Genomic DNA, 23,138 nt, shown 5'->3' on the forward strand with positions numbered 1-23,138 from the left:
CCCCGGCGGCGCATCCTGCCCGGTTCTGACCGCCGAGATGTGCGAAAACGCGATCATGGATTATGACGGCATGCGCGAGCTGAAATCCAGCTTCGGCACCGCCTGCATGATCGTGATGGATCAGCAGACCGACATCATCAAGGCGATCTGGCGGCTGTCGAAATTCTTCAAGCATGAAAGCTGCGGCCAGTGCACGCCCTGCCGCGAAGGCACCGGCTGGATGATGCGCGTGATGGAACGTCTGGTAACGGGCGAGGCCGAGGTCGAGGAAATCGACATGCTGCTGGACGTGACCAAGCAGGTCGAGGGCCACACCATCTGCGCCCTTGGCGATGCGGCGGCATGGCCGATTCAGGGGTTGATCCGCAACTTCCGGGGCGAGATCGAGGACCGTCTGAAGGCGAAAAAGACCGGGCGCATGGGCGCGATGGCGGCTGAGTAACAATACATAGTAGAATCTTGGAGTTTGCTTGAAGTGAATTTACCTTCGGTCCGTTTGGTAGTTCTGGTGGGTCTGATCAGCGGCCTTGCTGGCTGCGACCAGAGCCAAAGTCATGATCTGATGTCAGCAGTGACAGTGGGCGATCCGCAGTTGAAACAAAGCGTGCCCTACAGGAAGCTGGTCTTGATGAGCGATGTCGATACAGTCGCTCAACTGAAACTGGCCAATACAATTGCGGAAAAATGCCCTCAGGTTGCGCCGAATCCGAAAATCGGCCCTTTGCTTCGCCCTGTTATCAATCGGGTTGCGGTCTTTCAGGGGCGCGAAAAGCTTGCCGCTGCGGTAGACGGAAATCGACGCGCATTAGAGGCGAAATACGGGCTCTCGCTGGATCAAAGCAGCGACCTTTGCCCTGTTGCAAAGCGTGAAATTGCAGAACAGGGCCCGCTGGCCGCGTTCTGGCTCAACAAGGGGTTGTGATGCAACCTGCCGGCCATCATCTTGCGGAACTGAATGTCGGGCGGCTGATCGCACCGACCGACGATCCGCGCGTGGCCGATTTCATGAATGCGCTGGACCGGATCAACGGCATGGGCAAGCGCATGCCGGGTTTCGTCTGGATGATGGAGGGCTCGGGCGAACCGGGGACCGGCAATACCGAGGCCAAGATCGGCGGCGATCCACTGTATGTCTCGAACCTGACGGTCTGGGAGGACGTGGAATCGCTGGAAAAATTCGTCTGGCAGACCGCCCACCGGCAATTCTACGAACGCCGTCAGGAATGGTTCGAACTGCTGGGCGAGATGCATTTCGTCATGTGGTGGGTGCCTGCGGGCCATAAACCCACGCTGGACGAGGCGCTGGCCCGACTGGATCACCTGCGCGAACATGGCGACAGCGATCACGCCTTTGGCTGGAAATGGCTGGAACAGGCGCGGCTGTGGCGCGATCGCGGTTGCAGAGAGAGAGGGGCTGCTTGATGCGAGGAAAGTTCCTTATGGTGCTTGTGATCGCGCTTGCAGGGTGCGAGGCGCAGGCGCCGCAAACCGAGACGCTGACGACAGACGAGCAAGGTAATCCGATCGTCGTGCTTCCTGCGGAAGATGTCGCCCAGATCAACCGACCGGCACCGCATCTTCAGCCGCAGCGGTTGACGCGTGACGGACAGGCATATCTTTTGCAGATGCGTGAAACACCGCTTCCGTCTGCTTCGCGTCTTCCAGACCCTGATCCTGCCGACAATATCGTCTCTGTCGATTCGCTGCTTCTGGAAGTCCGCAATGATGTCGCGGCAAGTCGGGTGGGTCGACCATTCACGCTGGATGACCGTGAGGAGGCGACATCGGTGGTTCTTGATTTCTGCCAGCGGATGGGCTGGACCACAGTCACAGTGGCTGATCGGCAGACGCCCCAATTCAGACCGATCAATGCGCCGGGCGACAGCAATGAATGGACGTTTCCCAACTGGTGCTTGCCCTATAACTCTGAACAGGACTCGTAGGGATGCGAACCGGTGCGGTCACGATTGCGGGCATGGTCATGTTGAGTTTGGCAGCATGTGAGCCGACAACCGGCAGCAATACCGGCGAAGGCGGCACCGTCGTTGCGGCGGGTGACACGGAAATGCGGGTCGCACCCGGCGAGACCGTGCACGGACTTGCGGGTGGTCCAATGACCATGTTGCGGGTCACGCGGGCCGACAAAAAGACGACGACCCAGCAGGACGAGGCCAGCGCGCGGGCGGCCTATGCCGGCTATTGCAGCGACAAGGGGGGCGTCGGCGCTGGCGGCGAGGGCTATTTCTCGCAATTCGGTGGGGTGGCGGCGTGGAAATTCGGGGCATGTGGCGCATGATCGGGGCTGTGGCAGCGAAACAACTCACGATGCGATCACCCCTTGGTGTCGGGCGGGCCGGGCGCGCCCGTGTTATGGGCTGTGCCCATAACCAAACGGAGCAGACGCCCATGAAAACCCGCACCCCTTTCAGCACCGGCCTGATCGCCGCGACCCTTGCCGCCACGCTTGGCACCGCCCTTCCGGCCGCCGCGCAGACATCGATGGCCGAGGATAAATATCTGAATGACCGTCTGGTCGCCGCCCGCGTGGCCGACCGGATCCGGCGTGAATGCCCGTCGATCGATTTCCGGGTCGTCGCCGCCTGGTCGCAGGCGCGTGCCTTGCAGAAATACGCGCGCGGCCAGGGCCACAGCGATGCCGCGATCGACGAATATCTGGACAGCCGGACCGTCAAGGATCGCATCTATGGCATTGCCGAGACTTATCTGACACAGCAGGGCGCGAAGGCCGGCGATGCCGAAAGCTTCTGTCGCGTCGGGCGTGATGAAATTGCAAAGAACACGGTCAGCGGATCGCTGCTGGCTGCAAAATAAAGGTGAAATGATGGCGGATCTGCGGAAAATCATCATCGACGGCAGGGAAATCGAAGTCGATCCCAACCTGACCTTGATTCAGGCCTGCGAGCAGGCCGGAATCGAGATCCCGCGATTCTGCTATCACGAGCGGCTGTCGATTGCCGGCAATTGCCGCATGTGTCTGGTCGAGGTGGTGGGCGGCCCGCCCAAGCCCGCCGCCTCTTGCGCGATGCAGGTCAAGGATCTGCGGCCTGGCCCCGAGGGTCAGCCCTCGGAAATCAAGACCAACTCGCCCATGGTCAAGAAGGCCCGCGAGGGCGTGATGGAATTCCTGCTGATCAACCATCCGCTGGACTGCCCGATCTGCGATCAGGGCGGCGAATGCGATTTGCAGGATCAGGCGATGGCCTATGGCGTCGATTTCAGCCGCTATCGCGAACCCAAGCGCGCCGCCGAGGAACTGAACCTTGGCCCGCTGGTCGAAACGCATATGACGCGCTGCATTTCCTGTACCCGCTGCGTGCGCTTTACCACCGAGGTCGCAGGCATCACCCAGATGGGCCAGACCGGACGGGGCGAGGATTCCGAGATTACCAGCTATCTGAACCAGACGCTGAGTTCGAACATGCAGGGCAATATCATCGACCTGTGCCCGGTTGGCGCGCTGGTCAGCAAGCCCTATGCCTTTACCGCCCGCCCGTGGGAGTTGACCAAGACGGAAACCATCGATGCGATGGACGCGCTTGGCAGCAATATCCGCGTCGATACCAAGGGGCGCGAGGTGATGCGGATCATGCCGCGCAACCATGACGGCGTGAACGAGGAATGGATCAGCGACAAGTCGCGCTTTGTCTGGGACGGGCTGCGTCGGCAGCGGCTGGACAAGCCCTTTATCCGCGAAAACGGCAAGCTGCGCCCGGCAAGCTGGCCCGAGGCGCTGACGGCTGCGGCTGCGGCGATGAAGGGCCAGAAGGTCGCCGGTCTGATCGGCGATCTGGCTCCGGTCGAGGCGGCGTTCAGCCTTAAGACCCTGATCGAGGCATTGGGTGGAACCGTCGAGTGCCGTACCGATGGCGCGCGCCTGCCCGTCGGGAACCGCTCGGGCTATGCGGGGACGGCGCGGATCGAGGATATCGACCACGCGCAGATGATCCAGTTGATCGGCACCAACCCGCGCGACGAAGCGCCGGTGCTGAACGCACGTCTCCGCAAGGCATGGGCGCGCGGCGCGCAGATCGGGCTGGTGGGCGAGCCGGTCGATCTGACCTATGAATACGCCCATGTCGGCAATGACCGCGCGGCGCTGGAAAGCCTGTCCTCGCGCGAGATTTCGCAGGAAACCAGGGACAAGCCGACGCTGGTGATCGTCGGGCAGGGCGCGATCCGCGAGGCGGACGGAGAGGCGGTTCTGGCCCATGCGATGCGGCTGGCCGAAAACACCAATTCCAAACTGCTGATCCTGCACATCGCTGCATCCCGCGTGGGTGCGATGGATGTGGGTGCCGTGACCGAGGGCGGGCTGACGGCGGCCATCGACGGGGCCGGGGTGATCTATAACCTTGGCGCGGACGAGGTTGACATCGCGCCGGGTTCGTTTGTGATCTATCAGGGCAGCCATGGCGACCGGGGCGCGCATCGCGCTGACATTATCCTGCCCGCCGCCTGCTATACCGAGGAAAACGGCCTGTTCGTCAATACCGAGGGCCGCCCGCAGCTTGCCATGCGCGCCAATTTCGCGCCGGGCGAGGCCAAGGAAAACTGGGCGATCCTGCGTGCCCTGTCGGCGGAACTGGGTCAGACCTTGCCCTGGGATAACCTGGCCGCCCTGCGCCGCGCGCTGGTTCAGGCCGTGCCACATCTGAAATCCGTTGATCAGGTGCCAGAAAACGCATGGCAACCGCTTGAGGTTGCGGCTATGGGCAAGGCCAGCTTTGTCTATCCGGTGACGGATTTCTATCTGACCAACCCGATTGCGCGCAGCTCTCCGTTGATGGGGGAACTGTCGCGCATGGCGGCCGCGCGAAACGCGACGGCCATAGCGGCGGAGTAACAGGATGCAGCCAGCCCTTCGTCAGTCTTTGATAGCCGGTGCCGCCCTGATGGGGCTGGCGCTTCTGGTCGGCTGCACCGAAGAGCCGGTGCAGGAAACCCCGGCCATTTCCCGGCCCGCGCCGAAACCCGGTGAACTGACCGTCGCGACGACGCGGGGGGGGCAGCTTGGCCGGGCGCGGATTTCCACAAAATCGGGCGAAATCCTGATTCTGGAACCCGACGGGCAGGTCACGACAATGGAGCTGGACAGCCCCGAGGGCCGCGACGCCTTTGCTGTCAGCGAGGCGGATCTGATGGCGCTGAACGCCAATCTGAACCTGCAACTGCCGGGCGTGGCGGCCGAGGTCAAACCGCGCCGCAAGACCGCGCAGGAAAAGGCGCTTGAGGAATTCGCTGCCCGCACCCAGCCCGCCCTGCCGGTCTGGCGCGAGGGAACCGAAATCGACCCCGAGGTCTTTGTCGCCGCTCGGGTGGTTCCCCTGGGCGAGGGCAAGGATATTGATCTGGTCGAGGTGACGGCGAATATGCGCAACGAGGTGGATGCCGATGTCGCCTTTTCCTATGCGACCTGCGCGCTGGCCGGATGGGCCAAGGCTTCGGGCGTGCAGTACGGGCGCCATATCCGGACCCTTCAGGACAAGCGTGACGGCAAGCTGGCAATCAGCGCGGCCTTCACGGTCTCGAAAACGAAACCGCTTGGTCTGCGGGTGATGGAAACGAATGAGACCTTGCAAGCATGCAAGGAACGCGGCATTCCCGCGGCGTAAGCAAGAGGGACGGGCGACATGTCTGAATTTTGGGGATCGACACCTGGCATCGCGATCATCCTGCTGGCGCAGGGTCTGGCGCTGATCGCCTTTGTGATGCTGTCGCTGGTCTATCTGGTCTATGGCGACCGCAAGATCTGGGCTGCCGTGCAGATGCGGCGCGGTCCGAACGTGGTGGGCCCCTGGGGGCTGTTGCAGACCTTTGCCGACGCGCTGAAATATGTCTGCAAGGAAATCGTCATTCCGGCGGGCGCGGACAAGTTCGTGTTCTTCCTTGCGCCCTTCCTGTCGATGACGCTGGCCCTGATCGGCTTTGTGGCGATTCCCTTTGCCGATGGCTGGGTGATGGCCAATATCAATGTCGGCATCCTGTTCATCATGGCCATGTCCTCGCTTGAGGTTTACGGCGTGATCATGGGTGGCTGGGCCTCGAACTCGAAATATCCGTTCCTCGGTTCGCTGCGTTCGGCCGCGCAGATGATTTCCTACGAGGTCAGCCTGGGCCTGATCATCATCGGGGTGATCATCTCGACCGGGTCGATGAACCTGTCGGCGATTGTCGAGGCGCAGCGCGGCGCCGGCCTTCTGTCCTGGTATTGGCTGCCGCATCTGCCGATGGTGGTGCTGTTCTTTGTCAGCGCGCTGGCCGAAACCAACCGCCCGCCCTTCGATCTGGCCGAGGCCGAATCTGAACTGGTCGCGGGCTTCATGGTCGAATATTCCTCGACCCCCTATCTGCTGTTCATGGCGGGCGAGTATATCGCCATGTGGCTGATGTGCGCGCTGATCAGCGTGCTGTTCTTCGGCGGCTGGCTGTCGCCCATTCCGGGCATTCCCGATGGCGCGATGTGGATGTTCCTGAAGATGGTGTTCTGGTTCTGGATGTTCTCGATGGTCAAGGCGCTGGTGCCGCGGTACCGCTATGACCAGTTGATGCGCATCGGCTGGAAAGTGTTCCTGCCGCTGTCGCTGGGTTGGGTCGTGATCGTGGCGTTCCTTGCGAAATTCGAAGTGTTCGGGACGTTCTGGGCCCGTTGGGCGGGGGTGTAAGACAATGGCGTTCGATATCGCACGCGCCACCAAATATTTCCTGATGGTGGACTTTATCAAAGGGTTCGGGCTTGGGATCCGGTATTTCTTTGCCCCCAAGGCGACGCTGAACTATCCGCATGAAAAGGGCTATCTGTCGCCGCGTTTCCGGGGGGAACACGCGCTGCGCCGTTACCCCAATGGCGAAGAACGCTGCATCGCCTGCAAGCTGTGCGAGGCGATCTGCCCCGCACAGGCCATCACCATCGACGCCGAACCGCGCGAGGATGGCAGCAGGCGGACGACGCGCTATGACATCGACATGACGAAATGCATCTATTGCGGTTTCTGTCAGGAGGCTTGCCCCGTGGATGCCGTGGTCGAGGGTCCGAATTTCGAATTCGCGGCGGAAACGCGCGAGGAACTGTTCTACGACAAGGCCAAGCTTCTGGATAACGGTGCCCGCTGGGAGGCCGAGATCGCCCGCAACATCGCAATAGATGCGCCATACCGATGAACGATGCACTTCAAAAGATGTTCCAGCAGATGCTCCAGTCGGGGCAGGAAATGGCGCGGACCTTCAACCCCGCGCTAGAGACCTTTGACACGAAGGCGTTCGAGAAACTGATCCCGACCATGCCGTCGGACATGCTGGAAATGTTCTTTGGCAAGACCTTCAACCGCGACGGGCTGGACGCGCGGACCCGCCTTCTGGTCACGATCGCGGCCCTGACCGTGCAGGGCGCCCATGCCGAGCCGCAGTTGCGCCTGACCATCCGCCACGCCATCGAGGCCGGGGCCACCCCGCGCGAAATCGCCGAGGTGATCTATCAGATGGGGATGTTCGGCGGCCTTCCGGCGATGCAGAAGGCGCTTGAGATCGCGCAGGGCGTTTTCACCGAAACCGAGGGGAAAGAGACCGAATGATCATCTTTGCATTCTATCTTTTCGCGATTTCCGCCTGCCTTGCCGGCGTGATGGTCGTGATGTCGCGCAATCCGGTGCATTCGGTGCTGTGGCTGATCCTGGCCTTCCTGTCGGCAGGCGGTCTGTTCGTGCTGCAAGGCGCGGAATTTGTCGCGATGCTGCTGATCATCGTTTATGTCGGCGCGGTTGCGGTGCTGTTCCTGTTCGTCGTGATGATGCTTGACGTGGATTTCGCCGCGCTGAAAGGCGAATTCGCGCGCTATCTGCCGCTTGGCGGGCTGATCGCGCTGGTCCTGCTGGCGCAGCTTGGCATCGCTCTGGGCGGCTGGCAGACATCCGATCAGGCCGAGGCGATGCGCAGCGTTCCCATCGTGGCCGAGATGCAGAACACCAATGCGCTGGGCGCGGTCCTGTATGACCGCTATCTGCTGGCCTTCCAGCTTGCCGGGCTGATCCTGCTGGTGGCGATGATCGGCGCGATCACCCTGACCATGCGCCACCGCAAGGATATCAAGCGTCAGGACGTGCTGACCCAGATGTACCGCGATCCGGCAAAGGCGATGGAACTGCGCGACGTGAAGCCGGGGCAGGGGCTATGATGAAGATTTATCCGGCCCTGCTTCTGGTGTGTTCGGGTCTGGCGCTGACAAGTTGCGCCAGCACCCGCATTTCTGCGGCGGATTGCGAAACCGCTGGAATACATGCCGGCAAGGGAGAGCCGGAGAATCTGAAAAATGGCTTTGTCGGTCAACACTGGGGCTTTAATTTTCCAGGTTCCACCAGCGCCACCGGCTATAACGTGACTTACTGCCCGACCGAGGCAAGTTTGCGCCTCTACAGCTCGCAAAGCGAAGACATACCCGATGCCAGCGGGAGCTGGCAGACCGTCTCGGAGCCCGAGCGCAGAGAGCAGGTCGAAGATATCCGGCAGCAATTGCTGACGAGCAAGACGATATCTCTGGAAGAGATCGCCGAACTGGCCGCGCGCGCGGACGTCAAGACCGGAATGTCCCAAAGTGGCGAGAAACAGTCATGTGGCTGTGCGGCTTTCTATCCCGATGCGCGGGGTGAAAAGTCGGCTTACGACCTTTCAGAGCAGTTCGTCATGTGACGAAATAACGTGATCCTGCGCGGTGCGCTTGGAGCAAGACGAAACCGGCAATAGCCCGGAGGGAAATGAGACGATGATAGGCTTGACACATTATCTGGTGGTGGGGGCGATCCTGTTCGTCACCGGCATCTTTGGCATCTTCGTGAACCGAAAGAACGTCATCGTCATCCTGATGTCGATCGAGCTGATGCTGCTGGCGGTGAATATCAACTTTGTCGCCTTCTCGACCCATCTGGGTGATCTGGCCGGGCAGGTCTTTACCATGTTCATCCTGACCGTCGCCGCCGCCGAGGCGGCCATCGGTCTGGCGATTCTGGTCGTGTTCTTCCGCAACCGCGGCTCTATCGCGGTCGAAGACGTCAATATGATGAAGGGGTAAGGGAATATGTCGCAGTTCATTCTCTTTGCCCCGCTGCTGGCCTCGATCATCGCCGGCTTTGGCTGGCGCGTGATCGGCGAGACGGCGGCCCAGTATCTGACCACGGGCGTGCTGTTTCTGGCCTGCCTCTTTAGCTGGATCATCTTTTTCACCATCGGCGGCGAATCCTATACTGTGCCGGTGATGGACTGGATCGTGTCGGGCGATTTCGTGTCGCAATGGGCGATCCGGGTGGACCGGCTGACCGCGATCATGCTGATCGTTGTCACTACTGTGTCGGCGCTGGTTCACCTGTATTCCATGGGCTACATGGCCCATGACGAGAATTTCGAACATCACGAACATTACAAGGCGCGCTTCTTCGCCTATCTGTCCTTCTTCACCTTCGCGATGCTGATGCTGGTGACGGCGGACAACCTGTTGCAGATGTTCTTCGGCTGGGAAGGCGTGGGCGTCGCGTCCTATCTGCTGATAGGTTTCTACTATAAGAAACAGTCGGCGGGCGCGGCGGCGATGAAGGCCTTTATCGTCAACCGGGTGGGCGATTTCGGCTTTCTTCTGGGCATTTTCGGTCTGTTCTGGCTGACCGGAGCGGCGCAGTTCGATGCGATTTTCGCCAAGGTACCCGAGCTGGCGCAGATGCAGATGCATTTCCTGTGGCGCGACTGGAACGCGGCCGAGGTGCTGGCGGTGCTGCTGTTCATCGGCGCGATGGGCAAATCGGCGCAACTGTTCCTGCATACCTGGCTGCCCGACGCGATGGAGGGTCCGACCCCGGTTTCCGCGCTGATCCACGCCGCGACCATGGTGACGGCGGGGGTGTTTCTGGTCTGCCGCATGTCGCCGCTGTACGAATTCGCGCCGGATGCCAAGATGTTCATCACGGTGATCGGGGCCACGACCGCCTTTTTCGCCGCGACCATCGGTCTGGTGCAGAACGACATCAAGCGCGTGATCGCCTATTCGACCTGTTCGCAGCTTGGCTATATGTTCGCGGCTGCGGGTGTCGGCGTCTATTCGGCGGCGATGTTCCACCTGCTGACCCATGCCTTTTTCAAGGCGATGCTGTTCCTTGGTGCCGGCTCGGTCATCACCGCGATGCACCACGAACAGGACATGCGGAATTATGGCGGGCTGAAGGACAAGATTCCGCTGACATTCGGTGCGATGCTGATCGGCACGCTGGCCATCACCGGGGTGGGCATCCCGCTGACCTCGATCGGTTTTGCGGGCTTCTTGTCCAAGGATGCAATCATCGAAAGCGCATGGGCGGGCAGCAGCTATGCCTTCTGGATGCTGGTCATTGCGGCGGCCTTTACCAGCTTCTATAGCTGGCGTCTGATGTTCCTGACCTTCTGGGGCAAGCCGCGCGGCGATCATCATGCGCATGAGCATGCCCATGAAAGCCCGCGCGTGATGACGGTTCCGCTGGGGATTCTGGCCGTTGGCGCGATTCTGGCCGGGATGGTCTGGTACGGCCCGTTCTTTGGCAGCCACGAGCGTGTGAACGCCTTCTTCGGCATTCACCACGCCGAGGAGCAGGCGACGGCGGAAACTCATGGCGAGGCCGCGCCCGCCGCCGGGGACGAACACGCCGCCGAAGGCGTCGCCGTCGATCCCGCGATGACGCCCGAGGCGATGGGGGGCGCGATCTACATGTCGCCGAATAACCACACCATGGACGAGGCGCATCACGCCCCCGCCTGGGTCAAGGTCTCGCCCTTTATCGCCATGCTGGGCGGGCTGCTGATGGCCGTGATATTCTATATCCTGCGCCCCGACACGCCGCGCAAACTGGCCGAACAGCAACCGGCGCTGTACCGGTTCCTGCTGAACAAATGGTACTTTGACGAAATCTACGCCTTTATCTTCGTGGCTCCGGCGAAATGGATCGGCCGCAAGCTGTGGACCGGCGGCGACGGAGCGGTTATCGACGGCGCCATCAACGGCGTGGCACTGGGAATCATTCCGCGCCTGACGCGGTTTGCCGGACGGGTCCAGTCGGGCTTTCTGTTCCACTATGCCTTTGCGATGGTTCTGGGCATCGTGGGCTTGTTGATCTGGGTGATGATGCGGGGCACGCACTGACATGACGAACCTTCTTTCGATCATCACCTTCCTGCCGATAGTCGCCGCCGCGATTCTGGCGCTGTTCCTGCGCGGCGATGACGAGGCGTCGCAGAAAAATGCCAAATGGCTGGCGCTGATCGCGACATCGGCGACCTTTCTGATCTCTCTTTTCGTGCTGGCGGGGTTCAACCCGGCGGATACGGGCTTTCAGTTCGTCGAGGATCACCCGTGGATCCTGGGCCTGCGCTACAAGATGGGCGTGGACGGGATCTCGGTCCTGTTCGTGCTGCTGACCACCTTCCTGATGCCGCTGACCATCCTGTCCACATGGGAGGTGAAAACCCGCGTCAAGGAATTCATGATCGCCTTTCTGGTGCTGGAGGGGCTGATGATCGGCGTCTTTACGGCGCTGGATCTGTTCCTGTTCTATCTGTTCTTCGAGGCCGGGCTGATCCCGATGTTCCTGATCATCGGCATCTGGGGCGGGCAGAACCGCATCTATGCGGCGTTCAAGTTCTTTCTGTACACCTTCCTTGGCTCGGTCCTGATGCTGGTCGCGATGATCGCGATGTACTGGACGGCGGGCACGTCGGACATGGTGGCGATGCTGGATCCCGCGCAGACCAGCTTTCCGTCCGAGACGATGCATGTTCTGGGCCTGACGATCACGGGCGGCATGCAGACGCTGCTGTTCCTGGCCTTTCTGGCCAGCTTTGCGGTCAAGATGCCGATGTGGCCGGTGCATACCTGGCTGCCGGATGCACACGTTCAGGCACCGACCGCCGGTTCGGTCGTGCTGGCCGCCGTGCTGTTGAAGATGGGCGGTTACGGGTTCCTGCGCTTCAGCCTGCCGATGTTCCCCGTCGCATCCGACATCATGCAGCCGTTCATCTTCTGGCTGTCGGCCATTGCCATCGTCTATACCTCGCTGGTGGCACTGGCGCAGACCGACATGAAAAAGCTGATCGCCTATTCCTCGGTCGCGCATATGGGCTATGTGACCATGGGCACCTTTGCGGCCAATACGCAGGGGCTGGACGGCGCGATCTTTCAGATGCTGTCGCACGGCTTCATCTCGGGCGCGCTGTTTCTTTGCGTTGGCGTCATCTATGACCGAATGCATACGCGCGAAATCGATGCCTATGGCGGGCTGGTCAACCGCATGCCGGCCTATGCGCTGGTGTTCATGTTCTTTACGCTGGCCAATGTCGGCCTGCCGGGGACGTCGGGCTTTATCGGTGAGTTTCTGACGCTGATGGGGACGTTCAAGGCGAATACCTGGGTGGCCTTTGTCGCGGCGACCGGGGTGATTCTGTCGGCGGCCTATGCGTTATGGCTGTATCGCCGTGTGACGCTGGGCGCGCTGATCAAGGAAAGCCTGCGGACCATCAGCGACATGACCGCGCGAGAAAAGTGGATTTTCGCGCCGCTGGTGGCGATGACGCTGCTGTTGGGCGTCTATCCGCGACTGGTCACGGACATCACCGGACCCGCGGTCGAGGCGCTGCTGGTTCACTATCACGATGCGCTGCCGCAACCGGCTGCCGACGGGCTTGCGCCCATCGGCGCCGCTGCCGCCGCCGAAGCAAGCCATTGAGGGACGCCAGATGACCGCGCTCGATTTCTCGACAATCCTGCCCGAGGTTCTGCTGGCCATCTATGCGATGGCGGCGCTGCTGGCCGGGGCCTATCTGGGCAAGGATGCCATGGCCCGGCCGATCCTGTGGGCCACTGTGGCGGTGTTGCTGGCGGTGGGGCTGTATGTGGGCTTTGCCGGACGGGCCGATCAGACCGTGCTGCATGGCATGTTCATCGACGACGCCTTTGCGCGTTTTGCCAAGGTCACGATCCTGATTTCTGCCGCCGCAGTTCTGGCGATGAGCGCCGAGTACATGGCCCGTCAGGGTTTGATGCGGTTCGAATTTCCGATCCTGATCGCGTTGGCCGCGACCGGCATGACCATGATGGTGTCGGCGGGCGACCTGCTGACCCTCTATATGGGGCTGGAGCTGCAATCGCTGTCGCTTTATGTGGTCGCCGCGATGCGCCGCGACAGTGCGCGTTCGTCCGAGGCCGGGCTGAAATATTTCGTTCTGGGTGCGCTGAGTTCGGGGATCCTGCTGTTCGGCGCCTCGCTGGTCTATGGCTTTGCCGGAACCACCAATTTCGCCGGCATCCTGACCACGGTGCGGGAAGGCCATTTGCCGCTGGGTCTGCTGTTCGGCATGGTGTTCCTGCTGGTCGGGCTGGCCTTCAAGGTGTCCGCGGTGCCCTTCCATATGTGGACGCCGGATGTCTATGAGGGTTCGCCCACGCCCGTCACCGCATTTTTCGCCACCGCGCCCAAGGTCGCGGCGATGGCGCTGATCGCACGGCTGATGTTCGGTGCCTTCGGATCGGTTCCGGGCGATTGGGGGCAGATTGTGGCAGCGCTGGCGGTGATGTCGATGTTCCTTGGTGCGATTGCAGGCATCGGGCAGCGGAATATCAAGCGGCTGATGGCCTATTCCTCGATCTCGCATATGGGCTTTGCGCTGGTCGGCCTTGCTGCCGGAACGGCGGGCGGTGTGCAGGCGATGCTGATGTATATGGCCATTTATGCGGTGATGAATGTCGGCACTTTCGCCTTCATCCTGTCGCTGGAACGCGATGGCCGTCCGATCACCGACCTGAACAGCCTGAACCAGTTCGCCGCACGCGAGCCGCTGAAGGGTTTTGCCGTATTGCTGCTGATGTTCAGCCTTGCAGGGGTGCCGCCTCTGCTGGGCTTTTTCGCCAAGCTGGGCGTATTGGCGGCGGCGGTGAACGCGCATATGGCGTGGTTGGCGATTGCCGGTGTGATCGCCTCGGTCATCGGGGCGTTCTATTACCTGCGCATCGTCTATTACATGTATTTCGGCGGTGAATCCGAAGGGATCGAAAGCCGGATGAGCGCGATCCAGTATCTTGCGCTGGTGGTCCCGGCCGCTGCGCTGCTGATCGGGGCGACGACCATGCTGGGCGTGGACAGGGCTGCTGCGACGGCTGCGCAATCGCTGGTGGGAACCGAGGTCGCCGCGACGGCTGCCACCGAGCCCGCAGGTGAGTGATTGCCCCCCGGCGGATTGGCCAGCAGGTGTCGCCCGACATGTTCTGGACCGCGTAGACAGCACCAATGCCGAGGCTTTGCGGCTGGGCCCCCAACTTGGCGGGCCGGCCTGGATCATGGCGCGGCAGCAGACCGCCGGGCGGGGCAGGCGAGGGCGGGCTTGGTCCGATCCGCCCGGCAATTTCGCCGCGACCCTTGTGTTGCGCCCCGAGGGCGGCCCGGTCGAGGCCGCGCAACTGTCCTTTGTGGCCGCGCTGGCCGTTCACGAGGCGTTGCTGCGCCTCTGTGGCCCGCAGGTGAATATCGCGCTGAAATGGCCCAATGATGTGATGCTGAATGGCGGCAAGCTGTCGGGGATTCTGCTGGAAAGCGCGGGGGCCGGGGCGCGGATCGCGGTGCTGGCCATCGGCATCGGCGTCAATCTGGCCGCAGCCCCTGATCCGGCGGCGATAGAACCCGGAGCCATGCGCCCGGTCAGCCTGCGGGGCGAGACCGGGCTGACGGTGACACCGGACGAGTTTCTGGACGCGCTGGCTGTGGCATTCGATGGCTGGTGGTTGCAGATGCGCAGCTTTGGCTTTGGCCCGATCCGGCAGGGCTGGCTTTCGCGCGCGGCCCGGCTGGGTGAACAGATCATTGCGCGTACCGGCAACAGCCAGACAAGCGGTCGTTTCGACGGTATCGACGAGACCGGCGCGCTGATCCTGACCACGCCGCAGGGCCGTCAGGTGATCGCCGCCGCCGACGTTTATTTCAGTGGGGCCTGACCCATGCTTCTGTGCATCGACACCGGAAACACCAACACTGTCTTCTCTATCTGGGATGGTGCCGGGTTTCTGGGGCATTGGCGTATCTCGACCGACCATCGCCGCACGGCGGATGAGTATTTCGTCTGGCTGACCGGGCTGTTCCGGCTGCGCAGGCTGCGGGTGAATATCGACGCCTGCATCATCAGCGCCACCGCTCCGCGCGTGGTGTTCAATCTGCGTGTGCTGTGCAGCCGCTATTTCGACCTGCGCCCGCTGGTCGTCGGCAAGCCCGAATGCCTGCTGCCGGTGGAACCGCGCGTTGATCCGGGCACCAAGGTCGGGCCCGACCGGCTGGCCAATGCGGTGGGTGCCTTTGACCGGCATGGCGGCAATACGGTGGTGGTTGATTTTGGTACCGCCACGAATATGGATGTGGTGGATCAGGACGGCGCCTATGCCGGGGGTGTGATCGCGCCGGGCGTGAACCTGTCGCTTGAGGCGCTGCACATGGCCGCCGCCGCGCTGCCCCATGTCGACGTGACCATGCCCGAAAAGGTGATTGGCACGAATACCGTCGCCTGTATCCAGTCGGGCATCTACTGGGGCTATATTTCGTTGATCGAGGGTATCATCCGGCGGATGCAGAATGAACGGGACGCGCCGATGAAGGTTGTCGCAACGGGTGGGCTTGCGCCGCTTTTCGATCAGGGGTTTGATCTGTTCGACGCGATTGACGACGATCTGACCGTACACGGGTTGCGATTGATACACGATTATAACAAGGAGATGGGCAATGGCTGAGCGCCTGATATATCTGCCACTGGGTGGCGCGGGCGAAATCGGCATGAACGCCTATGTCTATGGCTATGGCGCGCCCGGCAAGGAACGGTTGATCCTTGTCGATCTGGGCGTGACTTTCGGCGACATGGATTCCGCCCCCGGCATTGACCTGATCATGCCCGATCTGACCTGGTTGCAGGAAAACCGCGACCGGCTGGAGGGGATCATCATCACCCACGGGCATGAGGATCATCTGGGCGCGCTTGGCCATCTGTGGGCGCGACTGGGCGTGCCGGTCTATGCGCGGCAATTCACCGGCGCGCTGTGCCGCCTGAAGCTTGAGGAAATGGGCCATCCCGCCGATATCGTCAGGATCACCGGCACCCGTCCCGAGGTCATGCAGCTTGGCCCGTTCAACGTGCAATTCGTGCCGGTCAGCCACTCGATCCCCGAAAGCTCGGCCCTGATGATCGACACGCCGGCGGGGCGGATCGTGCATACGGGCGATTTCAAGCTGGACGGCACGCCGGTTGTCGGCGACCCGTTCGATCCGATCATGTGGCATGACATCGCCAATGAGGGCAGGGGCATCAAGGTGCTGACCTGCGATTCGACGAATATCTTTTCGCCGCATCCCGGCCGGTCCGAGGCGCTGTTGGCCAATCCGATCCTGGAATGGGTAATGGCGCAGAAAAATCTGGTGGTGGCGACCACCTTTGCCTCGAATATCGCGCGGCTGAAAACCCTGGCCGATGCTGCCATCGCGGCGGATCGCAAGGTCTGCCTGCTGGGCCGGGCGATGCGGCGCATGGTCAGCGTCGGGCTGGAAACCGGCGTGCTGGCAGATTTCCCCGACACGATCAGCCCCGATGAGGCCGCGAACCTGCCGCGCAGCAAGGTGATGCTGCTGGTCACGGGCAGTCAGGGCGAACGTCGCGCCGCCAGCGCGCAATTGTCACGCGGCCGCTATCTGGGTCTGTCGCTGAAAGAGGGCGACAGCTTCCTGTTCAGTTCAAAGACGATTCCGGGCAACGAACGCTCGGTCATCCGGATCATGAACGCGCTGAGCGAGCTTGGCGTCGATGTCTATGATGCCGATGACGGGCTGTTCCATGTCTCGGGGCACGCCAACCGCCCCGACATCGTCGCGCTGCACGAATTGCTGAAACCGCAGATCGTCATCCCGATGCATGGCGAGCATATGCATCTGCGCGAACATGTCGGTCTGGCACGGGGCAACGGGCTGACCTCCGAGATCGCGACCAACGGGACGGTGCTGGATCTGACCGGTGACGCCCCTGCGATTGTCGATCAGGTCGAGACCGGGCGGTTGTATCTGGATGGGACGGTGCTGATCGGGGCGATGGATGGCATCGTCCGAGACCGGATCCGCATGGCGCTGAACGGGCATGCGCTGGTCAGCGTGATCGTGGACGAGGACGACAATGTCCTGCCCGACGCCTGGGTCGAACTGATGGGCCTGCCCGCCCGGACCCGCGGCGGCGACGATCTGGCCGCGCATATCGAGGGCGAGCTGGCCGAATTTCTGGAAGGCGCCGATGGCCGCACGGTTCGCGACGACGCCAAGATGGACGAGGCGCTGCGCAAGGTGACGCGTCAGGTCGCCATGGAAGAGATCGGCAAGAAACCCGAGGTGACGGTGATCATCTCGCGTTTGATGGCGGATTGAGGGTATTTGCGGCACGGTTGATTTGCGTCCCGCGATGGCCGGGGGAGCTGCGCGCCCCCCGGACCCCCTGCGAGGGGCTGCGGGTGGCCAATGCGGGGCTTGACCCCGCGCTGCGCGCGGTGCAGATCCCCGCGCCATGAGTGATACGCCCAAGACCGATTTCGACCCCAATCCGCCGCGCCGGAATTTCTATGGCCGTCGTCATGGCAAGACCCTGCGGCAAAGCCAGAAGGGGTACCTGTCCGAGGATCTGGGCGAACTGCGTCCGCGCGGGATTTCGGTGCAGGATAACCCCGGTCGCCTGCCCGTCGATCCCGCCGCGATCTTTGGTGATGATCGCCCCGTCTGGCTGGAGGTGGGCTTTGGCGGAGGCGAGCATATGGTGCATATGGCCGCGACCTATCCGGCGATTGGCATCATCGGTTGCGAGCCTTTTATCAATGGCGTGGCGATGCTGCTGGGCAAGATCCGGTCAGCCGGGCTGGGCAATGTCAGCGTTCATCCCGGCGATGCGCGTGATCTGATGGATGTGCTGCCCGATGCCAGCATCGAGCGTGCCTTTCTGATGTATCCCGACCCCTGGCCCAAGGCCCGCCATCACCGCCGCCGTTTCGTGACGCCCGAGCATCTGCTGCCTCTGGCCCGCGTGATGCGCCCCGGCGGGCAGTTCCGCGTTGCGACCGACATCCCCGATTACGTCCGCCAGACGCTGGAGCAGGTTCCGCTGGCGGGGTTCGACCTGATCGACGAGGGGCCGCAGCCCTGGGATGACTGGATCAGCACCCGGTACGAGCAGAAAGCCCTGCGAGAGGGGCGCGTGCCGCATTATGCGACCTTCCGGCGGCGTTGATCCGGTGGCCTCGTCGTCGAGGCCGGGGCGGAACTTGCGCCATGGCCTTGTTTTGTCGGCCACGGGAAGTTAACAGCAACCGGTCGGCTTTGACCGATTCGACAACAGCAAGAAACGCCGTGGCCGTCCTGCTTCGCTTCGGGGGCGCGTCCGGCAAGGAGAAGCGATATGAAACTGCATGAAATTCGCGACAACGAAGGCGCGAACCGTTCGAAAAAGCGCGTGGCGCGTGGTCCGGGTTCGGGCAAAGGCAAGACCGCTGGCCGTGGTATCAAGGGCCAGAAGTCGCGTTCCGGTGTTGCTCTGAACGGCTATGAGGGCGGCCAGATGCCGCTGTATCGCCGCCTGCCCAAGCGCGGCTTTACCAAGCCGAACGCCCTGAAATTCGCGGTGATCAATCTGGGCCAGTTGCAGCGCTTTATCGAAGCGGGCAAGCTGGATGCATCGGCCGAAGTGACCGAGGATGCGCTGGTCGCCGCAGGTGTGGTCCGCCGCAAGCTGGATGGTGTGCGCCTGCTGGCCAAGGGCGAGCTGAAGGCAAGCCTGAACATCGCTGTTACCGGCGCCTCGAAATCGGCGGTCGAGGCGGTTGAGAAGGCGGGTGGCAAGGTGACGCTGCCGGCGACCGAATAAGCTGTTGAACGGGGCGCGTGCGCCCCATAGATAGCAGACAGGTTTTCCTGGCGCCGCCGGTCCCCGGAAACGGGTCGGCGGCGCTGTCATGACACGGGACGGAAACATATGGCGTCAGCCGCAGAACAGATGGCCGCGAACCTCTCTTGGGGGGCACTGGGCAAGGCCACCGAACTTCGCCAGCGAATCTGGTTCACGATCGGGCTGCTGATCATCTATCGCCTTGGTACCTATATTCCGGTGCCGGGCATTGACGGTGCCGCGCTGCGCAACTTTATGGAGCAGGCGCAGGCCGGCATCGGTGGCATCCTGTCGATGTTCACCGGCGGCGCGCTGGGGCGCATGGGGGTCTTTGCGCTGGGGATCATGCCCTATATCAGCGCCTCGATCATCGTGCAGTTGCTGGCATCCATGGTGCCCTCGCTTGAGCAGATGAAGAAAGAGGGCGAACAGGGCCGCAAGAAGATCAACCAGTATACGCGCTATGGCACGGTGCTGCTGGCGCTGTTCCAGGCTTACGGTCTGGCCCGCAGCCTTGAGGCCGGGGGGCTGGCGCATACGCCGGGCGTGTTCTTCCAGGCGTCGGTCGTGATTACGCTGGTCGGCGGGACGATGTTCCTGATGTGGCTGGGCGAACAGATCACTGCCCGCGGCATCGGCAATGGCATCAGCCTGATCATCTTTGTCGGCATTGTCGCGGAAATTCCCGGCGCGCTGGCGCAGTTCTTCGAACAGGGGCGCATTGGCGCGATCTCGACCCCGGTGGTGCTGGGGGTCGTTGTGATGGTGCTGGCGGTGCTGGCCTTTGTGGTTTTCATGGAGCGGGCCTTGCGCAAGATCCGCATCCAGTATCCGCGGCGTCAGGTAGGCATGAAGATCTATGACGGTCAGTCCAGCCACCTGCCGATCAAGGTGAACCCGGCAGGTGTGATCCCGGCGATTTTTGCCAGTTCGCTGCTGCTGCTGCCGATCACCATCTCGACCTTCTCGGGCAACCAGACCGGACCGATCATGTCAACGCTGCTGGCCTATTTCGGCCCCGGCCAGCCGCTGTACCTGCTGTTCTTTGCCGGCATGATCGTGTTCTTTGCCTATTTCTACACGCAGAATGTCAGCTTCAAATCGGATGACGTGGCCGAGAACCTGAAAAATCAGGGCGGGTTCATTCCGGGTATCCGGCCGGGCAAGCGGACCGAGGAATATCTGGACTATGTGGTCAACCGGGTTCTGGTGATCGGTTCGGCCTATCTTGCCGCTGTCTGCCTGCTGCCCGAGGTTCTGCGCCATCAATGGTCGGTTCCGTTCTATTTTGGCGGGACATCGGTGCTGATCGTGGTGTCGGTGACGATGGACACGATCAATCAGGTCCAAAGTCATCTGCTGGCCCACCAGTACGAAGGTCTGATAGAAAAATCCCAGCTTCGTGGTAAACGGAAATCCGGAACCACCAAGCCGCGCCGCGCGCCGTCGCGTCGCTGATGAACAGCAAGGAAGCCAGCCGAGGGGGGCAGCCGCAGTGACGATCAATATCATTCTTCTGGGGCCTCCGGGCGCTGGCAAGGGAACGCAGGCCCGCAAGCTTGAGGACGAAAGGGGGCTGGTGCAGCTTTCCACCGGTGACATGCTGCGCGCGGCCCGCACGTCGGGCACCGGGATGGGCAGGAAGGTCGCCGAGGTGATGGATCGCGGCGAACTGGTCACGGACGAGATCGTCATCGGCCTGATCCGCGAAAAGCTGGAGCAGGGCGGCAACGGGTTCATCTTTGACGGCTTTCCGCGTACACTGGCCCAGGCCGACGCGCTGGGGTCGCTGCTGGACGAATTCGGGATGAAGCTGGACGCGGCGATCGAATTGCAGGTGGACGACGAGGCGCTGGTGGCGCGCATCGTCAGGCGGGCCGAGGAAGCGGCAGCGGCCGGGGAACCGGTGCGGCAGGACGACACGCCCGAGGTCTTTGCCGACCGCCTGCGCGAATATTACAAGAAGACGGCGCCGCTGTTGGGCTATTACTATGCCAGAGGCGATCTGCGTCCGGTCGATGGCATGGCCGGGATGGACGAGGTCGCAGGCCAGATCGCCACCGCGCTGGACGGAAAATAAGGCGCGTTGGCAAGAGTTTTCTTGTCAAGTCCTATTTTCGGCCCATCCCTTGACGAAGCGGGTGACAGCTTATACATCACGGCATCTCGCAAGAGAATCACCCGGCTGAACGGGTGGACCACAGACCGGCCCGAAGGCTTGGCTTTCGGGCCTTATGTTGTGAAAAAAGGTTCCGGTGCTACGGAACCGCAACCGAAAAGGAAAACGCGTGGCTCGTATTGCTGGCGTCAACATTCCGACGGGGAAACGCGTCCCCATCGCCCTGACCTATATCCATGGCATCGGCCCGATGTATGCCGAACAGATCTGCGAAGCCGTCGGCATCGACCGCGCGCGCCGCGTCAATGATCTGTCGGATGCCGAGGTTCTGTCGATCCGTGAATTTATCGACGCGAACCTGACCGTCGAGGGCGATCTGCGCCGCGAAGTGCAGATGAACATCAAGCGCATGATGGATCTTGGTTCGTATCGCGGCCTGCGTCACCGCCGCGGCCTGCCAGTCCGTGGTCAGCGCACCCACACCAATGCCCGCACCCGCAAGGGCCCGGCGAAACCGATCGCCGGCAAGAAGAAGTCAGGGGGAACGGACATGGCACGTGATAAAACACGCAGGAAGCGCAAAGAGCGCAAGAATATCGCCGCAGTTGTGGCGCATGTGAATTCCAGCTTCAACAACACCAAGATCCTGATCTCGGACGTGCAGGGCAATGCGATTGCGTGGTCCTCGGCCGGAACCATGGGCTTCAAGGGCAGCCGGAAATCCACGCCCTATGCCGCGCAGATGGCCGCCGAGGATGCCGGTCGCAAGGCGCAGGAACATGGCGTGAAAACGCTTGAGGTCGAAGTTCAGGGCCCCGGCTCGGGCCGCGAATCGGCGCTGCGTGCGCTGGCCGCAGTCGGGTTCAACATCACGGCGATCCGTGACGTCACCCCGATCGCGCATAACGGCTGCCGTCCGCCCAAGCGTCGGCGCGTCTGACACCGGATCATGACAGACCGGGCCGCGCGTGATCCGCGCGGCCCGGACATTTCGCATTTCACCTCGGGCGTTTTCGGCCTCGGTCATGGGCGGGAAACAAGAATGGAGGCAAACAATGATCCATAAGAACTGGGCAGAACTGATCAAGCCGACGCAACTGGTCGTGCGGCCAGGTGCCGACGCCACCCGCACCGCGACGCTGGTCGCCGAACCGCTTGAGCGGGGTTTCGGCCTGACTTTGGGCAACGCGCTGCGCCGCGTGCTGATGTCGTCGCTGCAGGGCGGAGCCATCACCTCGGTTCAGATCGACAACGTCCTGCACGAGTTCAGCAGCGTTGCCGGCGTCCGCGAGGATGTGACCGACATCGTGCTGAACCTGAAGGGCGTCACCCTGAAGATGGATGTCGAGGGGCCCAAGCGCCTGACCTTGTCCGCCAAGGGGCCGGGCGAGGTCAAGGCCAGCGCCATTCAGGAAACCGCCGGGATCACCGTGCTGAATCGCGAACATGTGATCTGCCATCTGGACGAGGGTGCCGATCTGAACATGGAACTGACGGTCGCGACCGGCAAGGGCTATGTCGCCGCCGACAAGAACCGCCCCGAGGACGCGCCCATCGGCCTGATCCCCATCGACGCGATCTTTTCGCCGGTCAAGCGCGTCAGCTATGAGGTCACGCCCACCCGCGAGGGGCAGGTGCTGGACTATGACAAGCTGACCATGAAGATCGAGACGGACGGTTCGCTGACCCCCGAGGACGCGGTCGCCTATGCCGCGCGCATCGTGCAGGATCAGTTGTCGGTCTTCGTGAATTTCGAGGAACCCGAATCGGCCAGCCGCCAGGACAGCGACGACGGTCTGGAATTTGATCCGCGCCTGCTGAAGAAGGTGGACGAGCTGGAGCTTTCGGTCCGTTCGGCCAACTGCCTCAAGAACGACAATATCGTCTATATCGGCGACCTGATCCAGAAAACCGAAGCCGAGATGCTGAGCACCCCGAACTTCGGCCGCAAGTCGCTGAACGAGATCAAGGAAGTGCTTTCGGGCATGGGCCTGCATCTGGGCATGGATGTCGTGGACTGGCCGCCGGAAAACATCGAGGATCTGGCCAAGCGCTTCGA

At 62.1% G+C, this 23,138-nt stretch carries 26 protein-coding genes and 1 pseudogene; all 27 read left to right on the plus strand.

Translation table 11 applies throughout. The features are described from left to right. Positions 1-442 (plus strand): NADH-ubiquinone oxidoreductase-F iron-sulfur binding region domain-containing protein (locus ACK5L9_RS19595; RefSeq protein WP_416913139.1); only part of this gene is annotated, 442 nt, incomplete at its 5' end. Between the two features lie 24 nt (positions 443-466). Beyond that, positions 467-922, plus strand: coding sequence for a hypothetical protein (locus ACK5L9_RS19600; protein WP_416913140.1), 456 nt, complete (start codon positions 467-469; stop codon positions 920-922). Further along, positions 922-1,422: a DUF3291 domain-containing protein gene (locus tag ACK5L9_RS19605; RefSeq protein ID WP_416913141.1), complete on the plus strand. Its 501-nt coding sequence runs from the start codon at positions 922-924 to the stop codon at positions 1,420-1,422. The genes ACK5L9_RS19600 and ACK5L9_RS19605 overlap by 1 nt, the downstream gene beginning before the upstream one ends. Positions 1,423-1,439: 17 nt before the next feature. Beyond that, positions 1,440-1,943 carry a hypothetical protein gene (locus ACK5L9_RS19610; protein WP_416913142.1) on the plus strand — a complete coding sequence of 168 codons (504 nt, stop codon included), beginning with the start codon at positions 1,440-1,442 and terminating at the stop codon, positions 1,941-1,943. A 2-nt stretch (positions 1,944-1,945) separates the two neighbouring features. Then, complete coding sequence (locus ACK5L9_RS19615; protein WP_416913143.1) at positions 1,946-2,296, plus strand: hypothetical protein; 351 nt, start codon at positions 1,946-1,948, stop codon at positions 2,294-2,296. 110 nt (positions 2,297-2,406) lie between these two features. Next, the gene (locus ACK5L9_RS19620; RefSeq protein ID WP_416913144.1) at positions 2,407-2,832 is read left to right on the plus strand and encodes a DUF5333 domain-containing protein; all 426 of its coding nucleotides are present in this window, start codon (positions 2,407-2,409) and stop codon (positions 2,830-2,832) included. A gap of 10 nt (positions 2,833-2,842) precedes the next feature. Further along, entirely contained in the window at positions 2,843-4,864 is a 2,022-nt protein-coding gene (nuoG, locus tag ACK5L9_RS19625) for an NADH-quinone oxidoreductase subunit NuoG (RefSeq protein ID WP_416913162.1), read from the plus strand. A gap of 4 nt (positions 4,865-4,868) precedes the next feature. Continuing rightward, positions 4,869-5,633: a hypothetical protein gene (locus tag ACK5L9_RS19630; RefSeq protein ID WP_416913145.1), complete on the plus strand. Its 765-nt coding sequence runs from the start codon at positions 4,869-4,871 to the stop codon at positions 5,631-5,633. 18 nt (positions 5,634-5,651) lie between these two features. Beyond that, positions 5,652-6,683 carry an NADH-quinone oxidoreductase subunit NuoH gene (gene nuoH, locus ACK5L9_RS19635; RefSeq protein ID WP_416913146.1) on the plus strand — a complete coding sequence of 344 codons (1,032 nt, stop codon included), beginning with the start codon at positions 5,652-5,654 and terminating at the stop codon, positions 6,681-6,683. A 4-nt stretch (positions 6,684-6,687) separates the two neighbouring features. Further along, positions 6,688-7,179 carry an NADH-quinone oxidoreductase subunit NuoI gene (gene nuoI, locus ACK5L9_RS19640; RefSeq protein ID WP_416913147.1) on the plus strand — a complete coding sequence of 164 codons (492 nt, stop codon included), beginning with the start codon at positions 6,688-6,690 and terminating at the stop codon, positions 7,177-7,179. Next, positions 7,176-7,589: a carboxymuconolactone decarboxylase family protein gene (locus ACK5L9_RS19645; RefSeq protein ID WP_416913148.1), complete on the plus strand. Its 414-nt coding sequence runs from the start codon at positions 7,176-7,178 to the stop codon at positions 7,587-7,589. Before nuoI ends, ACK5L9_RS19645 begins: the two co-directional genes overlap by 4 nt. Next, positions 7,586-8,188: an NADH-quinone oxidoreductase subunit J gene (locus ACK5L9_RS19650; protein WP_416913149.1), complete on the plus strand. Its 603-nt coding sequence runs from the start codon at positions 7,586-7,588 to the stop codon at positions 8,186-8,188. The genes ACK5L9_RS19645 and ACK5L9_RS19650 overlap by 4 nt, the downstream gene beginning before the upstream one ends. After that, positions 8,185-8,700: a hypothetical protein gene (locus ACK5L9_RS19655; RefSeq protein WP_416913150.1), complete on the plus strand. Its 516-nt coding sequence runs from the start codon at positions 8,185-8,187 to the stop codon at positions 8,698-8,700. Before ACK5L9_RS19650 ends, ACK5L9_RS19655 begins: the two co-directional genes overlap by 4 nt. A 73-nt stretch (positions 8,701-8,773) precedes the next feature. Continuing rightward, positions 8,774-9,079: an NADH-quinone oxidoreductase subunit NuoK gene (gene nuoK, locus ACK5L9_RS19660; RefSeq protein WP_416913151.1), complete on the plus strand. Its 306-nt coding sequence runs from the start codon at positions 8,774-8,776 to the stop codon at positions 9,077-9,079. A gap of 6 nt (positions 9,080-9,085) precedes the next feature. Next, entirely contained in the window at positions 9,086-11,167 is a 2,082-nt protein-coding gene (nuoL, locus tag ACK5L9_RS19665) for an NADH-quinone oxidoreductase subunit L (RefSeq protein ID WP_416913152.1), read from the plus strand. Position 11,168: 1 nt separating this feature from the next. Beyond that, entirely contained in the window at positions 11,169-12,746 is a 1,578-nt protein-coding gene (locus tag ACK5L9_RS19670; RefSeq protein WP_416913153.1) for an NADH-quinone oxidoreductase subunit M, read from the plus strand. A 10-nt stretch (positions 12,747-12,756) separates the two neighbouring features. Next, on the plus strand, positions 12,757-14,238 hold the full coding sequence (gene nuoN, locus ACK5L9_RS19675) for an NADH-quinone oxidoreductase subunit NuoN (protein WP_416913154.1): 1,482 nt from the start codon (positions 12,757-12,759) through the stop codon (positions 14,236-14,238). After that, complete coding sequence (locus ACK5L9_RS19680; RefSeq protein ID WP_416913155.1) at positions 14,231-15,004, plus strand: biotin--[acetyl-CoA-carboxylase] ligase; 774 nt, start codon at positions 14,231-14,233, stop codon at positions 15,002-15,004. Before nuoN ends, ACK5L9_RS19680 begins: the two co-directional genes overlap by 8 nt. Positions 15,005-15,007: 3 nt before the next feature. Continuing rightward, complete coding sequence (locus ACK5L9_RS19685; protein WP_416913156.1) at positions 15,008-15,787, plus strand: type III pantothenate kinase; 780 nt, start codon at positions 15,008-15,010, stop codon at positions 15,785-15,787. Beyond that, on the plus strand, positions 15,780-17,456 hold the full coding sequence (locus ACK5L9_RS19690) for a ribonuclease J (protein WP_416913157.1): 1,677 nt from the start codon (positions 15,780-15,782) through the stop codon (positions 17,454-17,456). Before ACK5L9_RS19685 ends, ACK5L9_RS19690 begins: the two co-directional genes overlap by 8 nt. Before the next feature lie 136 nt (positions 17,457-17,592). Beyond that, positions 17,593-18,306: a tRNA (guanine(46)-N(7))-methyltransferase TrmB gene (trmB, locus tag ACK5L9_RS19695; protein WP_416913158.1), complete on the plus strand. Its 714-nt coding sequence runs from the start codon at positions 17,593-17,595 to the stop codon at positions 18,304-18,306. Between the two features lie 168 nt (positions 18,307-18,474). Beyond that, positions 18,475-18,939 (plus strand): 50S ribosomal protein L15, encoded by a 465-nt coding sequence (gene rplO / locus ACK5L9_RS19700; protein ID WP_416913159.1) that lies wholly within the window; start codon positions 18,475-18,477, stop codon positions 18,937-18,939. Between the two features lie 108 nt (positions 18,940-19,047). After that, complete coding sequence (secY, locus tag ACK5L9_RS19705; RefSeq protein ID WP_416913160.1) at positions 19,048-20,418, plus strand: preprotein translocase subunit SecY; 1,371 nt, start codon at positions 19,048-19,050, stop codon at positions 20,416-20,418. Positions 20,419-20,461: 43 nt separating this feature from the next. Beyond that, positions 20,462-21,040 carry an adenylate kinase gene (locus ACK5L9_RS19710; protein WP_416913163.1) on the plus strand — a complete coding sequence of 193 codons (579 nt, stop codon included), beginning with the start codon at positions 20,462-20,464 and terminating at the stop codon, positions 21,038-21,040. A gap of 208 nt (positions 21,041-21,248) precedes the next feature. Further along, positions 21,249-21,614, plus strand: a pseudogene (rpsM, locus tag ACK5L9_RS19715) (30S ribosomal protein S13); the annotation flags it as partial. A 15-nt stretch (positions 21,615-21,629) separates the two neighbouring features. Next, entirely contained in the window at positions 21,630-22,019 is a 390-nt protein-coding gene (rpsK, locus tag ACK5L9_RS19720; RefSeq protein ID WP_416913164.1) for a 30S ribosomal protein S11, read from the plus strand. A gap of 115 nt (positions 22,020-22,134) precedes the next feature. Continuing rightward, on the plus strand, positions 22,135-23,138 hold a 1,004-nt coding region (locus tag ACK5L9_RS19725; protein WP_416913161.1), incomplete at its 3' end, for a DNA-directed RNA polymerase subunit alpha.

Source organism: Paracoccus sp. (in: a-proteobacteria) (assembly GCF_047973135.1).
Lineage (GTDB): Bacteria > Pseudomonadota > Alphaproteobacteria > Rhodobacterales > Rhodobacteraceae > Paracoccus.

Bases quoted from the DNA above. Each gene is read 5' to 3' on its own strand.
- ACK5L9_RS19605 (WP_416913141.1), top strand. From the start codon at position 922: ATGCAACCTGCCGGCCATCATCTTGCGGAACTGAATGTCGGGCGGCTG.
- ACK5L9_RS19610 (WP_416913142.1), top strand. From the start codon at position 1,440: ATGGTGCTTGTGATCGCGCTTGCAGGGTGCGAGGCGCAGGCGCCGCAA.
- ACK5L9_RS19615 (WP_416913143.1), top strand. From the start codon at position 1,946: ATGCGAACCGGTGCGGTCACGATTGCGGGCATGGTCATGTTGAGTTTG.
- ACK5L9_RS19620 (WP_416913144.1), top strand. From the start codon at position 2,407: ATGAAAACCCGCACCCCTTTCAGCACCGGCCTGATCGCCGCGACCCTT.
- nuoG (WP_416913162.1), top strand. From the start codon at position 2,843: ATGGCGGATCTGCGGAAAATCATCATCGACGGCAGGGAAATCGAAGTC.
- ACK5L9_RS19630 (WP_416913145.1), top strand. From the start codon at position 4,869: ATGCAGCCAGCCCTTCGTCAGTCTTTGATAGCCGGTGCCGCCCTGATG.
- nuoH (WP_416913146.1), top strand. From the start codon at position 5,652: ATGTCTGAATTTTGGGGATCGACACCTGGCATCGCGATCATCCTGCTG.
- nuoI (WP_416913147.1), top strand. From the start codon at position 6,688: ATGGCGTTCGATATCGCACGCGCCACCAAATATTTCCTGATGGTGGAC.
- ACK5L9_RS19645 (WP_416913148.1), top strand. From the start codon at position 7,176: ATGAACGATGCACTTCAAAAGATGTTCCAGCAGATGCTCCAGTCGGGG.
- ACK5L9_RS19650 (WP_416913149.1), top strand. From the start codon at position 7,586: ATGATCATCTTTGCATTCTATCTTTTCGCGATTTCCGCCTGCCTTGCC.
- ACK5L9_RS19655 (WP_416913150.1), top strand. From the start codon at position 8,185: ATGATGAAGATTTATCCGGCCCTGCTTCTGGTGTGTTCGGGTCTGGCG.
- nuoK (WP_416913151.1), top strand. From the start codon at position 8,774: ATGATAGGCTTGACACATTATCTGGTGGTGGGGGCGATCCTGTTCGTC.
- nuoL (WP_416913152.1), top strand. From the start codon at position 9,086: ATGTCGCAGTTCATTCTCTTTGCCCCGCTGCTGGCCTCGATCATCGCC.
- ACK5L9_RS19670 (WP_416913153.1), top strand. From the start codon at position 11,169: ATGACGAACCTTCTTTCGATCATCACCTTCCTGCCGATAGTCGCCGCC.
- nuoN (WP_416913154.1), top strand. From the start codon at position 12,757: ATGACCGCGCTCGATTTCTCGACAATCCTGCCCGAGGTTCTGCTGGCC.
- ACK5L9_RS19685 (WP_416913156.1), top strand. From the start codon at position 15,008: ATGCTTCTGTGCATCGACACCGGAAACACCAACACTGTCTTCTCTATC.
- ACK5L9_RS19690 (WP_416913157.1), top strand. From the start codon at position 15,780: ATGGCTGAGCGCCTGATATATCTGCCACTGGGTGGCGCGGGCGAAATC.
- trmB (WP_416913158.1), top strand. From the start codon at position 17,593: ATGAGTGATACGCCCAAGACCGATTTCGACCCCAATCCGCCGCGCCGG.
- rplO (WP_416913159.1), top strand. From the start codon at position 18,475: ATGAAACTGCATGAAATTCGCGACAACGAAGGCGCGAACCGTTCGAAA.
- secY (WP_416913160.1), top strand. From the start codon at position 19,048: ATGGCGTCAGCCGCAGAACAGATGGCCGCGAACCTCTCTTGGGGGGCA.
- rpsK (WP_416913164.1), top strand. From the start codon at position 21,630: ATGGCACGTGATAAAACACGCAGGAAGCGCAAAGAGCGCAAGAATATC.